Source organism: Cecembia calidifontis (genome assembly GCF_004216715.1).
Lineage (GTDB): Bacteria > Bacteroidota > Bacteroidia > Cytophagales > Cyclobacteriaceae > Cecembia_A > Cecembia_A calidifontis.
Map to the genome: position 1 here is coordinate 1,681,405 of NZ_SGXG01000001.1, position 14,114 is coordinate 1,695,518.

General features: G+C 42.9%; 10 protein-coding genes and 2 pseudogenes. 4 read left to right on the forward strand and 8 right to left on the reverse strand.

What is annotated here, in order from left to right:
* Window positions 1-23 precede the first annotated feature (23 nt).
* The 3 genes and pseudogenes from BC751_RS07315 to BC751_RS22345 all read left to right on the forward strand — a co-directional run.
* Window positions 24-788, forward strand: a complete 765-nt coding sequence (locus BC751_RS07315; protein ID WP_130274971.1) for an alpha/beta fold hydrolase — start codon at window positions 24-26, stop codon at window positions 786-788.
* Between the two features lie 201 nt (window positions 789-989).
* A pseudogene (locus BC751_RS07320) lies at window positions 990-2,501 on the forward strand (IS1634 family transposase).
* A gap of 24 nt (window positions 2,502-2,525) precedes the next feature.
* Window positions 2,526-2,663: pseudogene (locus BC751_RS22345) on the forward strand (alpha/beta fold hydrolase); the annotation flags it as partial.
* A gap of 75 nt (window positions 2,664-2,738) precedes the next feature.
* Here BC751_RS22345 and BC751_RS07330 read toward each other — a convergent pair.
* Both BC751_RS07330 and BC751_RS07335 read right to left on the reverse strand, forming a co-directional pair.
* Window positions 2,739-4,079, reverse strand: coding sequence for an amidohydrolase family protein (locus tag BC751_RS07330; RefSeq protein ID WP_130274972.1), 1,341 nt, complete (start codon window positions 4,077-4,079; stop codon window positions 2,739-2,741).
* Between the two features lie 16 nt (window positions 4,080-4,095).
* Window positions 4,096-4,578 (reverse strand): hypothetical protein, encoded by a 483-nt coding sequence (locus BC751_RS07335; RefSeq protein ID WP_130274973.1) that lies wholly within the window; start codon window positions 4,576-4,578, stop codon window positions 4,096-4,098.
* A gap of 128 nt (window positions 4,579-4,706) precedes the next feature.
* Here BC751_RS07335 and BC751_RS07340 point away from each other — a divergent pair, with 128 nt between their 5' ends.
* A complete protein-coding gene (locus tag BC751_RS07340) occupies window positions 4,707-5,417 on the forward strand; it encodes an SAM-dependent methyltransferase (RefSeq protein ID WP_130274974.1) in 711 nt (236 codons plus the stop codon).
* 47 nt (window positions 5,418-5,464) lie between these two features.
* Here the strand turns inward: BC751_RS07340 and BC751_RS07345 are convergent, their stop codons facing one another.
* The 6 genes from BC751_RS07345 to BC751_RS07370 all read right to left on the reverse strand — a co-directional run bounded on the left by BC751_RS07345 (window position 5,465) and on the right by BC751_RS07370 (window position 14,059).
* Entirely contained in the window at window positions 5,465-6,865 is a 1,401-nt protein-coding gene (locus BC751_RS07345) for an MltF family protein (protein ID WP_130274975.1), read from the reverse strand.
* Window positions 6,866-7,022: 157 nt separating this feature from the next.
* A complete protein-coding gene (locus BC751_RS07350; protein WP_130274976.1) occupies window positions 7,023-8,369 on the reverse strand; it encodes a TolC family protein in 1,347 nt (448 codons plus the stop codon).
* Window positions 8,369-11,431: an efflux RND transporter permease subunit gene (locus tag BC751_RS07355; protein WP_130274977.1), complete on the reverse strand. Its 3,063-nt coding sequence runs from the start codon at window positions 11,429-11,431 to the stop codon at window positions 8,369-8,371. Before BC751_RS07355 ends, BC751_RS07350 begins: the two co-directional genes overlap by 1 nt.
* 2 nt (window positions 11,432-11,433) lie before the next feature.
* Window positions 11,434-12,531 (reverse strand): efflux RND transporter periplasmic adaptor subunit, encoded by a 1,098-nt coding sequence (locus BC751_RS07360; protein ID WP_130274978.1) that lies wholly within the window; start codon window positions 12,529-12,531, stop codon window positions 11,434-11,436.
* A gap of 3 nt (window positions 12,532-12,534) precedes the next feature.
* Window positions 12,535-13,347, reverse strand: a complete 813-nt coding sequence (locus tag BC751_RS07365; RefSeq protein WP_130274979.1) for an alpha/beta fold hydrolase — start codon at window positions 13,345-13,347, stop codon at window positions 12,535-12,537.
* A 289-nt stretch (window positions 13,348-13,636) separates the two neighbouring features.
* Window positions 13,637-14,059 carry a VOC family protein gene (locus BC751_RS07370; protein ID WP_130274980.1) on the reverse strand — a complete coding sequence of 141 codons (423 nt, stop codon included), beginning with the start codon at window positions 14,057-14,059 and terminating at the stop codon, window positions 13,637-13,639.
* Between the last annotated feature and the right edge of the window lie 55 nt (window positions 14,060-14,114).

Consider the following 14,114-nt stretch of genomic DNA (forward strand, 5'->3'; position numbering starts at 1 on the left):
TATTTTGAAAATAAATAGAATCGATGAAACTTAATTTCAAAAAAACGGGGGCTGGAAAGCCCCTTATTATTGTACATGGCCTTTTTGGTTCAGCAGACAACTGGTTCAGTATCGCAAGGGAACTTGAAAAGGACTTTACCCTTTATTTGGTGGATCAGAGAAATCACGGGGATTCCCCCCACAGTGAGGATTGGGATTATTCCGTAATGGCTGAGGACCTAAAAGAGCTGATGCAGGATGAAGGACTATCATCTGCTTATTTTATGGGCCATTCCATGGGAGGAAAAACCGTCATGAGGCTGGCTTTGGAGTACCCTGAATTGGTGGAAAAGTTGATAGTGGCGGACATTGCACCCCGTTTTTACCCCTTACACCATCAACAAATTTTGGAAGGATTGAATGCCATACCTTTAGGGCAACTGAAATCCAGAAAAGAGGCGGATGAAATTCTTGCCAAATACATCAATAATCCCGGAATCAGGCAGTTTTTGCTGAAGAGTTTGGGAAGGGATGAAAACGGAAAGTTTATCTGGAAAATCAACCTCCCCGTGATCACAGAGAAGATAGCTAATGTTGGAGAAGCCATAGAATCTGAAAAGCCATTTGAAAAACCTACGCTTTTTATCGGAGGGGAAAACTCAGATTATATTACAGAAAAAGATAAGGAGGACATCACACGTTTATTTCCCAATAGCCACCTGATTTATATCAAAAACGCTGGGCATTGGTTGCATGCGGAGCAGCCTGCTGCGGTGATAGAGACGGTAAGGGCCTTTTTAAATACATAAAGGCACTGTTTAGATGCTTGTCTAAGCTGTTTGATTTTCAGATCATCAGTGCACTTAGACAATCATTAGCAGCAATTACTTCACCCTCCTGACTTCGACAGTCGTCAGTCCCATTTTTACATAAAGTATTGAAATATAGATCATTATAATTTTCAGATTCTCAATTTGGGTGTCCCGGGGTGGTTTTTTGTACTTTTAGGCATGTTTGTTCGGAGAAAACCCAATAAAAGTGGCAAGATCAGTGTTCAGGTAATTGAGAAGATCAAAGGTAAAAGCAAGGTTGTAAAAACGATCGGAAGCAGTTCTGATCGATCTGAGGTTGAAAGACTTTTTATTCTTGGGGAGGAATGGATAAAAAACCATAAAGGAGCACTTGAAATCCCCTTCAGTGATGAAGAACGGATTGCCGATTCTGTTCTGGAAAGTGTTGAAAACATCACTGTTTCAGGTACCGAGCTGCTTTTGGACAGGATTTTCAATGATATTGGGTTCAGCGCAATCCAAGATGATATCTTCAGGTGGCTGGTATATTCCAGGATCTGTTTTCCTGCCAGCAAGCTTAAAACCTGTGATTACCTGCTCACCTACCACGGCCTCGAATTCCAGGTTCAGGACCTTTACAGGTACATGGACAAGCTTTACAACAACTATAAGGAAACGGTCCAGCTGATCAGCTTTGAAAATACCAAGAGAATACTCGGAGGGAGTATCAATATCGTTTTCTATGATGTTACTACGCTTTATTTTGAAGTGGATCATGAAGATGATCTTAGAAAGAGTGGTTTTTCCAAGGAGGGAAAGCATCAAAATCCACAGATTGTTTTGGGTCTGCTGGTTGGACTAGAGGGATATCCTCTGGCTTATGAGATTTTTGAGGGAAACAAGTTTGAAGGGCATACGATGATCCCTGTGATAGAAGCTTTTAGAAAGAAGTATAGCTTACCTGCTCCGATTGTTGTTGCCGATTCAGGTTTACTGTCAAAAAGCAATGTAAAAGAGTTACGGGACAACGGTTACGAGTTTATTCTGGGAGCAAGGCTGAAAGCTTCCCCTGATAAAAGTAAAGAGAGGATATTGGCTTTTGAACTTGAAAACGGCGAGAGCAGGCTGCTGGATTGGGAGGACGGGCTCAGAATGGTTGTCAGTTATTCAGACAGAAGAGCCAAAAAAGACAGGATCAACAGGGAGAAAGGTCTTAAAAAGCTCGAGAAACAGTTAAAATCAGGAAAGCTCAACAAAAGCCACATCAACAACAGGGGCTATAACAAGTATCTTAAAATGGAAGGGGAGGTAAAGATTGCCCTTGATATTGAAAAGTTTGAACAGGATGGGAAATGGGACGGTCTCAAAGGGTATATTACCAACACAAACCTTGACAAAGACGAGGTCATTGAGAATTACAACAACCTTTGGAAAATAGAAAAGGCCTTCAGGATAACCAAAAATGAAATCAAAGTCAGGCCTGTTTTCCATTATAAACAACGCAGGATCGAAGCACATATAAGCATCGCATTCGTCGCTTACAAAGTGTTTAAGGAACTGGAAAGGCAGTAATTGGAAAAAGGACCAAAACTTTCTCCTCAGAAAGCCATAGAAATAGCAAAAGGGATTTACACTGTTGAAATACAGCTCAAATCTTCAGGTAAAAAGCTGAGAAAGACCCTATTTTTGAACGAAAGTCAACAAAAACTCGCAAAAATGTTCGGTTTTTGATTTTGGGTGTCCCAGTGTCGAAGTCAGGAAAAAGATAAGGAGGACATCACACGTTTATTTCCCAATAGCCACCTGATTTATATCAAAAACGCTGGGCATTGGTTGCATGCGGAGCAGCCTGCTGCGGTGATAGAGACGGTAAGGGCCTTTTTAAATACATAAAGGCACTGTTTAGATGCTTGTCTAAGCTGTTTGATTTTCAGATCATCAGTGCACTTAGACAATCATTAGCAGCAATTACTTCACCCTTTTTCCGTGCTTGATGACCATGTCCACGTTCTGCAGGAGGCTGATATAGCGCAGAACATCTCCTTTGACCGCGATGATATCGGCGTATTTTCCTTCACTTACTGTGCCATAGTCATGATCTGCCCGCATTGCCACAGCAGGCCAGTAAGTTGCTGCTTTGATGGTCAGCATAGGGTCAAAACCAAATTCATTAACCCAGACATCCAGTTCATTCCAGGTGCTTTGGCTGTGGAATTTCATAGGGATTCCGCTGTCAGTTCCGATAAGCATGACGACACCGGCATCTTTTAACTGGTTGATTTTCCGCTCCAAGGTAGGTTTTCTAACAGGTGTCAATTGGAAATAAGGCATTCTTCCCGGAAAACGTAGAGAAGCTCTGATATCCCTGATGATGGAGTCAGGAAGCCCGAGATGCCATGAAGGATCATCCAGTTTTTCGGGGTTGTTTCGGGTATACTCATAATTGTAAAGACCTTCTACCGTAGGTGTCCAGTAGAGAGGACCCATATTCATTTTGGCCGTGCGCTCTTTGATCATGTCTATGATATCAGCAGGGTATTCAGGAGCTGAGGCGAGACCTGTGTGCTCAAAGCAATCGATACCAATTTTCAGCCCTATTCTTATCTCGTCCGGCCTATGGGAATGGGCTATTACTGGTTTGCCGTATTTATGGGCCTCATCCACCACCGCCTTGGCTTCTTCAAATGTCATTTCATCATGATCGATCAGCTTGATTACATCCACACCCGCGTCCACCAGTTTTTTGACTTTTGCCCGTGCATCGGCCGGTCCATTGACTCCCCAGCGGAAGGCTTTGGTCCCCGGATAAGGTTCTTTTTGGATAAATGGGCCTGAAACGTAAAGGGTTGGTCCAGGGATTTCTCCTCTTTTTATTCTATCCCTCACATGGATACTCGCCTCTAGGGGAGCGCCGAGATCCCTTGCCGAGGTTACCCCTGCCATAAGGAGTTGGTGGGCGGAAGAAGGCATGATGACCGATTCGAAAAGGCCGATATAGGTACTGTCCCAATGGGTATAATTGCTGTGTCCGTTGATCATCAAATGTACATGCATGTCCCACAAGCCGGGCATGACAGACATGCCTTCGGTAGAAATGATTTCAGCACCCTCAGGAATGGGCAGAGAACCCACCTGGCCAATTTCTTTGATGCGTTCTCCTTCGATGATGATCACAGAATTTCTTAAAGGGGGGCCTCCAAATCCATCTATCAAAGTGCCCCCAACCAATGCCCGGATTTCTTGGGCCTGTGCCATAGAACTTAATGTTCCTAGAAATAATACCCAAATAATGATGATTGATCTGTTCATGAACGGTGCTTTAAGGTTAAAAGCTATAAATAAGTCCTGATTGTAGGGGACTGATTTTCAGGTCAAGGCTACCTCTTGATCTTTCAGAGCGGAATATCTCTTGGTTGTAGGTATTTACCGCACGCTGTACATTGACCCGATATCCCTGGTAATAACCTGTACCAAGCATAAATACCCCAAAGGATGACCAAAACATCGGTCCCCCTGCATCGGTAGTCCTTAAGAAGAAACTTGTGATCACACCCGCCCCGCCTATTGAAAGTAATGGGGTTGCCACCTTCTTTCTTTTGGTTGCTTTGTCAAAATGTACCTTTGGTTCAGGATAATTTTCAAAAATAATTTTCAAATCCTTATGGAAAAGATTTTTGTTTCCAACACTATATTGGTTTACAGAGCCAAAAAAATCATATTCTACATCTATCATCTGTTTACCCGTCTGTGCAAAAGCCGTAGCCACAAAAAAGACCGTGAGGATCGGAAAAAGAAAAGCTGTTTTCATTTTTTTTGGGGGGTAAAGTTCCATTAAAGATATCGATTTTTAACCTCTTTTGCTACCGCTTATAAGTTTAAAAAAACACTTTATTCCTTACCTTGTACCCTCAAAGAATGTACATTTCAAAGGTGATCATGAAAAAAGGAAAGCTGTTTTTAATACCTACTGTTTTGGCAGAGGATACTGCGGAGAAGGTCATTAATCAAGAAGTGAGGGATGTGGTCCGAAACGTAAGGTATTACTTGGTGGAAAATATCAGGACTGCAAGAAGGTATATCAGCAGCCTAAAGTTGGGGATAAACATTGAGGAGCTGCACTTTGAAGTGCTGGATAAGAAAACAAAAGAAACAGATTTATCCAGAATGATGCAGCCTTTATTTGAGGGGAATGATATTGGGGTCATGTCGGAGGCAGGTTGTCCGGGAATTGCCGATCCTGGATCGGCGGCAGTGGCATTTGCCCACCAAAAGGCAATAGAAGTCGTGCCACTAAGTGGGCCAAGTTCCATGTTTTTGGCATTGATGGGATCCGGTTTCAATGGGCAGTCTTTCGCTTTCCATGGTTATTTACCGATAGACAAAAAAGAAAGGATTCAGGCCATTAAAAACCTGGAAGCTGAATCTTTGAGACAGAAAAGGACCCAGATTTTTATGGAAACGCCCTTCAGGAACAATCAGTTGCTGGAAGATTTATTGCAACATCTTCATCCCAATACCCTCCTTTGTATTGCCAAAAATCTTACGGGAAAGGATGCGTTTATACAGACCAAGCGGGTCATGGAGTGGAAAAAGATCCCAATAGACCTTCATAAAGTTCCGGTTGTCTTTGTTTTGTCAGTAGGATAAAAGAAGAAAGCCCTTCAAAGTATGGTCTTGAAGGGCTTTTTAAAGTTTTAAGGATCGATCAGCACCCTGTAGGAATCATAGAGGATCATGATGTCATCTACGTAATTGACCGCTAAATGCCCTTTTGCATAGCCACTTTTGACCACAGGGTCACGGAAGTACTTAGGGTCATTTTTAAGCTGTAGGAATTTGGCGATGCTTTCCCAGCTTTGGGGATTTCCTCCATATTTGAGGGCTAGTTTCCAGGCGTCTTCCACATGGCCATGGCCAATATTATAAGAAGCCAGTATGACCTTGATTCGCTCGTTGGCTTCAGGGATTCTTTCTCTCCAGAATTTATCCAGGTATTTGAGGTAATTTACACCGCCCATTAGACTCTCCAGAGGATCATTTGGGTTTTCCACGCCAAAACGCTCCAGGGTGACGGGCATTAATTGTAAGAGTCCTACAGCACCGGCATAGGATGTGGCAGTGGTATCAAAACCCGATTCTTTGTAAACCAAAGATGCCAACAGGCGCCAATCCCAACCCAGTGCTTCAGCTCCTTTTTTGATGATATTGTCATAAGGGGAGATGGTATTCCCTGCTACAGAGGAAAAGGGACTGTTGTTCCTAAAATAACTGTTTTTAGAATCCTGAAAGTATTTGGCGTAAAGGGTGTTGATATAGCCGCTTTGGTTTTTCTTGGCTATCCAGGCATTTATGGCTTCTTCCAGTTGAGGGGCATTTTTTCTAACCGCCCAGGCCACGTCAGACTTAGGGCTAATTTCAAGGCTGATATCCAAATTATCATAATAAGTACTGCTGACCATGGCCTCAACCCGGTCAACTACCGTAAAATCAATTTCTTTTTTGATGACTTTCTGGATGAAGCTTTCATTGTCTCCCTTTCCTTCCTGAATGGAGAAGTTGATACCAAAGGCTTCTTGGATGTTATCCAATTGGGCTTTGTAGACCGCATCTTTGCGGATATGGATAACCCTATCCTGCAGTTCCCAAAAGTCTTTCACAGGATTCTTATCCTTTCTTTGGACAAGGACAGTGCCCATTTGACCGAGAGGTTCGGAGAATTTGGCCAGTTTCATCCTTGGTTCTGTGATTTCCAGGTTCATCGCAATGATATCTGCTTTTCCTTTGTTGAGCAGGTAAAAAGCCTCTTGGATATCAGTTTTGATGATCAGGTGTAACCGGACACCCAGCTCATTTGCCAGGTTTTTGAGTAATTCAAATTCATAGCCCATCCTTCTACCTCTGTAGATATAATAACTGGTAGATGAATTGTCCACGATGGCACGCAGGTATCCCCTTTTGACGATTTCATCAAGGTCAATTTCAACTGGGTTTTCCCAGTAGTTTTCCTGGGTTTCTTTTTTATCAATGAAAGTACATTGAAACCCAAAAAGTGAAATCACAAAAAAAACTAAAACTCCAACTAGGGCTTTTTTCATTCATTTAAGGTCCGAAAATCCGGACATGGTGAACACAATAGGTAAAAATAACAAATTTTATACCAAATAATATTCCGAGGCTGACAAAAATGCATTTATACCAAAAAAGCCATCCTTCTGATAATCAGGATGGCTTTTCGTAGGCTGACAATTTGACTTATTTCAAAACAAGAGAAAATCTGTTTTCCGCCCCCTGATAGAATATCCTTCCTGATAGGCGCATCAGTTCGATCTCCATTTCTTTGATGTTGAACAGGGCTGTTATCAACCTGTTCTCCGCAGTAAGCAGGTTAACCTGGGCATCCCGGAACTGTAGGTAATCAGCAATACCCAGCCTGAATCTTTCCAATGCTATATCTGCACTTTCCATGGCAACTTTATAGTTGGCAAATTCAATATCTAATAACTGCATGTTGGTATTATAGGTATTGTATGCCCTTTGGATATCAGACGCAAGCTGGATTTCAAATTGCTGCACAGCATATTCTGCATTGATCTTTTGGATCTTGGCATTTTGTATCCTTCTGTTCAGTGCAAAGCCATTGAATACATTGAATGAGGCTGTAAAACCATAATTGAAACCTTCTCTTTGGTTGAAAAGTAAGAAACCTGCATCGGATTTCAGGGTATTGTTATTGTAAGCAGCGTTAAGGTTGACAGAGGGCAGTCTTGAAGCCTGAATTTCCTTTAAACTCAAGAATGCCACGTTTTCATTTCTTTGGGCAATCAGGAAATCCTTATTGTGGAGGTATGCATTTTCCAGGAGATCATTCAAGATCAGGTTGTTTTCCACGACAATGGTATCCCGTACTGTTAATTTGGTATCAGGGGGCAGCGCCAGCAGTTCGTTTAAGTTGATCTGGGCATTTTTGATAGCCAATTCCTGATTGACCAATAAAGAACGGTCGGCATTGTAGTCTACTTGGGCTGTAAGAAAGTCCCTTTTACCTGCACCTCCCAATTCATAGCGCGCCTTTGCAATGTCCAATCGGGATTGAGAAAGTTCCAGGGTTGTTTCCAATACTTTTTGCCGCTGAAGTTCCAAGACCAGCCTATAATAAGCGGAGGCAATGGCTGCGACGGTATTCTCAACAGTAACCTTGGCCTGCAATTCACTCAATTCGGCTAATTTGCCTACTACTTTCATGGTATAAATGGCTTCCGGTCTTAAGCCAAAAACACCTACCAAGGAGTAGTTTTCATTATTGGTTTTTGCATCATTGATTCTGTTGGGTTCAGGGGAATTGACAAATTGCTGGGTAACGTCCTCATCGGAAAAGGCGCGCACAAAATTTGCATCGATCACAGGCATCAAAAAACTACCGGTCGTGATCTTCACCTCCCTTTCGGCAATGATCTGGTTATTGGCGGCAATTTTTACCCCAAAATTTCTGTCCAAACCCATTAAAATGGCTTTCTCCAGGTCGATTTTATCTTCTTCCTGTGCAAAAACAAAAGGCTGGCCTAGAAGGACCAAGGCCAGCATACAAAATATTCTTTTCATCAGACTCTCGCTAATCTTCCTTTTTTAGAAGTTAAATATGTATACACCGCTGGGATGACAAATAATGTCAGGATGGTTGAAAAGGCAAGACCACCTACTACTGCAACACCCATTGGCACCCGGCTTTCTGCACCGGCACCAAGGGCAAGAGCAATGGGCAGGATACCCAAAATAGTGGACAAGCTGGTCATCAGGATAGGCCTGAACCTGGCTTGGGCTGCACCTAAGATGGCTTCATCTACCGACATACCCTGTGCTTTTCTTTGGTTGGCAAATTCCACTATCAAGATACCGTTTTTGGTAACCAAGCCTATGAGCATGATAATACCGATTTGACTGAAGATATTCAGGGTAAAGTCAAATGCCCATAAGGAAAGCAATGCGCCAAACAAGGCCAAAGGAACCGTAAACATGATGGTCAAGGGGTCTTTGAAGCTTTCAAATTGTGCTGACAATACCAAATAAATCAGAATCAGGGCAAACAAGAATGCAAAGATCAAGCTGTTTGAACTGTCGCGGAACTCTTTGGAAAGACCGGCTAAGTCTGTGCTGTAAGTATCGTCCAGCACTTCTTCTGCAATCCTGTCCATTTCATCCAAGCCTGTGCCGAGGGTATAGCCCGGGGCCAATCCTGCTGAAATGGTTGCACTTACAAATCGGTTGAAACGGTACAATTGTGGAGGGGTGCTTTTTTCCTTGATCGTCACCAAGTTGTCCAATTGGATCAATTGACCATTGTCAGCCCTTACATACAACATCCTCAGGTTGACAGGTTCATTTCGGTCCGCCAATTGCATTTCACCCACTACCTGATACTGTTTGCCGTTCATAATGAAATATGCAAATCGCTGACCGGAATAAGAAAGCTGTAAAGTTCTGGCAATTTCCTGTACGGATACCCCAACGTTTCGGGCTTTTTCCCTATCGATTTCTACTTCAATTTCCGGCTTGGTGAATTTCAAATTAACGTCAGCAAAACTGAATACAGGGCTTTGATTGGCTTTTTCAAGGAAAGGTGGTATGACTTCCTTGAGTTTGTCCAATGTAGGTGCCTGGATGACATACTGTACCGGCAATCCGCCCCTTCTGTCCCCAATGGATGGAGGCTGTGTAGCAAATGCCCTAACTGAGGTGTAATTTCTCAGCATTCCCTGTACCTGATCGAAAATTTGCTGTTGGCTTCTTTCTCTTTCTGAGGCATCTTTTAGAATCAACCTCAAGAAACCGGAGTTTGTACTTGCCGTACCAAATCCCGGTGAAGTTACCGTAATGATACCTTCCCTTTCCTCCGGAGGGATCTTTTCCATGAAATCCCACAACATTTCGTCCAACACATTGTCCATGTAGCTGAAAGTAGCTCCTTCTGGACCCGTTAGGTTGACCCTCATCTCGCCCCGGTCTTCAATGGGAGATAATTCGGTTGGAATTACGTTGAATAGCTGGTATATGCCAAAGCCCATGAGAGCAATGATCACAAAAGCCGACCATCGTACCTTCATGAATTTCTCAAGGGCTACATTATATTTCTCATTCAGCCACACAAAGAACGGCTCTGTCAGATTGTAGAAGGCATTTTGTTTTTCCCTTCTTTTCAACAGTTTGGAACTCAGCATGGGGGTCATGGTCAAGGCCACAAAGGAGGAGATGATCACTGCACCAGCTACCACAATACCAAATTCCCTAAATAACCTACCGGTTGTGCCGGTGAGGAATATTACGGGAAGGAAAACCGCTGCCAGAGCAACCGTAGTGGCGATTACCGCAAAGAAAATTTCTTCTGCCCCTTTTTCTGCAGCTTTATCAGGGTTTTCTCCTTTTTCTATCCTCGTATAGATGTTTTCCAATACCACAATGGCATCATCCACCACCAGACCAATAGAGAGTACGATTCCGAGCAAGGTGAGTACGTTGATGGAGAAATCCATAAGGTACATCACAAAGAAAACCCCAATCAAGGAAATTGGAATGGTCAATACCGGAATAAAGGTAGTCCTCCAATCCCTCAAAAAGAGGAAAATAATGCTCACTACCAGGATAAATGCAATGAAGATGGTTTCTTGTACTTCCTTGATGGAGTTACGGATAAATTTGGTGGCATCGAATCCAATATCCAGTTTGATGTCTTCAGGAAGGTCTTTTTTGATGATTTCGAGCCTCCTGTAGAATTCATCGACAATTTCAATGTTATTGGAGCCGGGAAGGGGGACCAATACCACGCCCACCATAGGGATGCCGTCCCTTTTCAACACCGTTCTCTCGTTAAGGGCAGCCAATTCGGCACGTCCTATATCCTGGAATCTTACAATATTGTTCTGATCTTCTTTAATGATCAGCTGGTTAAATTCCTGTGGAGTGCTCAGGCGGCTTTTGGTCCTAACGGAAAGCTCAATGGCAGAACCCTCAATCCTTCCAGATGGAAGTTCTACGTTTTCACTTTGAACCTTATTAAGTACATCAAGTGGGGTGATGCCATAGGAAGCCATTTTCAAAGGATCCATTCTCAAACGGATGGCATATCGCTTTTCTCCCCAAATCTGAACCGTACTTACTCCAGGGATGGTCTGTAACCGCTCTTTGAAAATATTGTTGGCGAGGTCGGAGATTTCAAGGAGATTTCTCCTGTCACTTTGAACATTCAAAAATAGAATGGGCTGGGAGTCGGAATCCGCTTTGGATACAACGGGAGGTTCTGTGTCAGGAGGAAGGTTCCTTTGGGCACCGGAGACCTTGTCCCTCACGTCATTGGCTGCGGCTTCGAGATCGGCGCCTACATCAAACTCCACGGTGATATTACTAGTACCGTCGTTACTGACGGAAGTTAGGGATTTGATACCTGCAATGCCATTGATAGCCTCTTCCAAAGGCTCAGTGATCTGGGCCTCGATCACGTCTGCATTGGCCCCTACATAAGTAGTCCTTACGTTAATGATAGGAGGGTCAACGCTTGGAAATTCTCTTACACCTAATAAGGAAATACCTATGGACCCAAAAAGCACTATGGTCAAGGACATCACAATGGCCAAGACCGGCCTCCTGATACTTATGGTTGAAAGACTCGCCATATTTAATTGATTTTATTGTAGTTGACAGGCATGCCTGCACGTACTTGCAATACTCCGGTGGTCAGTACAAGATCACCTTCTTTTACTCCATTGACCAATTGTACGTATCTATCCGTACGGGTGCCAATGGAGACCTGCCTTTCTTCGACTTTTCCTTCTGCGTTTACCACGAAAACTTTATATCCGCTAAGTTCAGGTATGATGGCTTCAGATGGTACCATGAGGGCATTCTCTTCCACACCAAGGATATATTTGATCCTTACGAACATGCCCGGAAGGAATCTTCTTTCCTTGTTGGGGCTGGTTGCCCTTAGTTTCAAAGTCCTGGTACCCGCATCAATATTAGGTTCATAGGCATATACGGTACCTTCCACTTCCTGACCTCCCGCTTCATTGGAGAAGAATACTTTTGAGCCCAACTGTACCTGATTGGCATACCTTTCCGGGATGGAAAATTCAATTTTGATGGGGTCAATGTTGACGATGCTGGCAATAATGTCACCTGTACCGATTACACTTCCTTCTGAGATCTGCCTCAGACCCAAAACCCCATCAAATGGTGCTCTGATGATGGTTTTGTTCAGCTGTGCTTCTACTAATCTCAGGTCAGCCAAATTGGTATTGAACTGGTTCAAGACAATATCATATTCCTCCTGAGAAATGGCTTCTTTTTCCAATAATTGCTTTTGCCTGTTTTCCTGGCTTTCGAATAGCTTTTTGGTATACTCCAATCTTTGGTATTGTGCCCTCAGTTCATCATCGTTGAGATAAACCAGTGGGGTTCCTTTTCTGACAAATTCACCTTCTCTGAAAGTAATCTTTTTTACCAGTCCTGCAATCTCTGGTCTAAGGTTAACTGTTTCGTTAGGAATGATGGTTCCGGTTACACTCAGGTTGTTCTCCAATCTTTCAGGTCTCAATTCTACCACATTGACTGGAAGGGGCTGGCCTTGTCCTGGTCCTCCTGGTCCTTGGGTACTGGCCGGTGAAGGAGCGTTTTTACCTCCTCCCATGATTGTGTCCCTTCTTGGGTAAATAAAAATCACTGCGATCACCGCAACGATTACCACTACTAAAATGATTTTGGTTTGTTTTTTCATTCTTTATGAATCCAAAGAATTAATGTATAGAGTTTGATTTTGATTTCTAAGGAATTGAAGAGAGACCTGATTGAATACCTCAGGTTGCTCAACATTGACCACATGTCCACAGGCTTTGACAATTTTCAAGATTGAAAGTTTATGCTCCTGAACAATTTTCTTGACCGGTTCCAAAAACATGATGTCTTCTTCTCCCATGACATATAAGGTGGGAATATGGATGTCTTTTTGTTTGAAATATTTCAAAAGCGGGTTGACATCTTTGGTCAGTTTGAACCAGCGGATGAATTCCTTTTGGCAGAGCCTTTTAGCTTCTCTGATGAAAAGGTTCCTCGATTCGGCATGATGCTTCCTGGGCATAATGATCCAGGCAAACAGACTATACAGCCACATGTAAGGCACTACAGACTTGAAGGTATTGCCGAGAAATACCAACATCCTCGAAGTAATGTTCAATTGGGTGACCGCACCGGCCATTACCATGGACTTTACCCTTTGGGGTTCCATTTCTGCAAGTTGACGGGTCAGGATGGTTCCCAGTGAGACTCCCATAAAATGGGCAGGAGGTAAGGACAGATGGTCCAATACTTCAATGATATCCTTGGTTACTGCCTGAAAAGTGTATTTCTCATTCCAAATGTTTTTGAATGAACCGGCAGACTTTCCATGACCTCTGAGGTCGATCAATAATAAATTGAATTCTTCTCTGAACTCCCTGATCTGTTTATGCCAGATAGCGGACGATCCCCCAGCTCCATGGATGAATACTACCCATTCCGAACTGGAAGGATGATGGTACGTTTTATAGTACAACATGCCTTTTTTTTGTTTACCTAGCATATAACCCAAACTTCAGCAGATAGTTATTCAACCGAAAGCTACTGCCTTTCGTTCGCCTAAGAAATGAAATAAACATAGGTGGCTTTAAAGGTCTATTAATGGTCAATTGCTGGGAATGATTTAAGCAAAAAAAGTAGGTTTGTGTAATTCTTACATAATGATGAATTTCTGCTTAATCTCCGCCAAGTAAAGAACTGGCGGATACAGCAATTGCTGTAACTCATTCTCTTTTATTTTATCTTATGACCACTGTTTTTGGCAAGCATTACTTTGCAAAAATCTGACTCTCATCCTGAAAAGATTTGAATTCTAAAGCATTGCCTGCCGGGTCAAGGAAAAACATGGTGGCCTGTTCCCCCACTTCACCTTTGAACCTGATATAGGGTTCTATCACAAATTCGATTCCGTGCTTGGTTAATTTATCTGCTAGCTCATGCCATTCATCCCAAGGTAGAATTGCGCCAAAATGCCTGACTGGAACATTTTTACCATCCACTTCATTGGCTTTGGCCAGGGAAAGTTCTTCCGGCCTGACATGCGCTGATAATTGATGGCCAAAAAAGTTGAAATCAATCCATTTATCTGTACTTCTGCCTATCTCGCAGCCAAGAAGGTCTCCGTAAAAGGCGCGTGTTTCTTCTATATCCCGAATAGGAAATGCAAGGTGAAAAGGTTTGAATTGGCTCATATTTCTTTAAATTCGTCCTGCAAAATTGTATGTATTTTCTTTTTTTTTAAAAGTG

Bases quoted from the DNA above. Each gene is read 5' to 3' on its own strand.
- BC751_RS07315 (WP_130274971.1), top strand. From the start codon at position 24: ATGAAACTTAATTTCAAAAAAACGGGGGCTGGAAAGCCCCTTATTATT.
- BC751_RS07330 (WP_130274972.1), bottom strand. From the start codon at position 4,079: ATGAACAGATCAATCATCATTATTTGGGTATTATTTCTAGGAACATTA.
- BC751_RS07335 (WP_130274973.1), bottom strand. From the start codon at position 4,578: ATGAAAACAGCTTTTCTTTTTCCGATCCTCACGGTCTTTTTTGTGGCT.
- BC751_RS07340 (WP_130274974.1), top strand. From the start codon at position 4,707: ATGAAAAAAGGAAAGCTGTTTTTAATACCTACTGTTTTGGCAGAGGAT.
- BC751_RS07345 (WP_130274975.1), bottom strand. From the start codon at position 6,865: ATGAAAAAAGCCCTAGTTGGAGTTTTAGTTTTTTTTGTGATTTCACTT.
- BC751_RS07350 (WP_130274976.1), bottom strand. From the start codon at position 8,369: ATGAAAAGAATATTTTGTATGCTGGCCTTGGTCCTTCTAGGCCAGCCT.
- BC751_RS07355 (WP_130274977.1), bottom strand. From the start codon at position 11,431: ATGGCGAGTCTTTCAACCATAAGTATCAGGAGGCCGGTCTTGGCCATT.
- BC751_RS07360 (WP_130274978.1), bottom strand. From the start codon at position 12,531: ATGAAAAAACAAACCAAAATCATTTTAGTAGTGGTAATCGTTGCGGTG.
- BC751_RS07365 (WP_130274979.1), bottom strand. From the start codon at position 13,347: ATGTTGTACTATAAAACGTACCATCATCCTTCCAGTTCGGAATGGGTA.
- BC751_RS07370 (WP_130274980.1), bottom strand. From the start codon at position 14,059: ATGAGCCAATTCAAACCTTTTCACCTTGCATTTCCTATTCGGGATATA.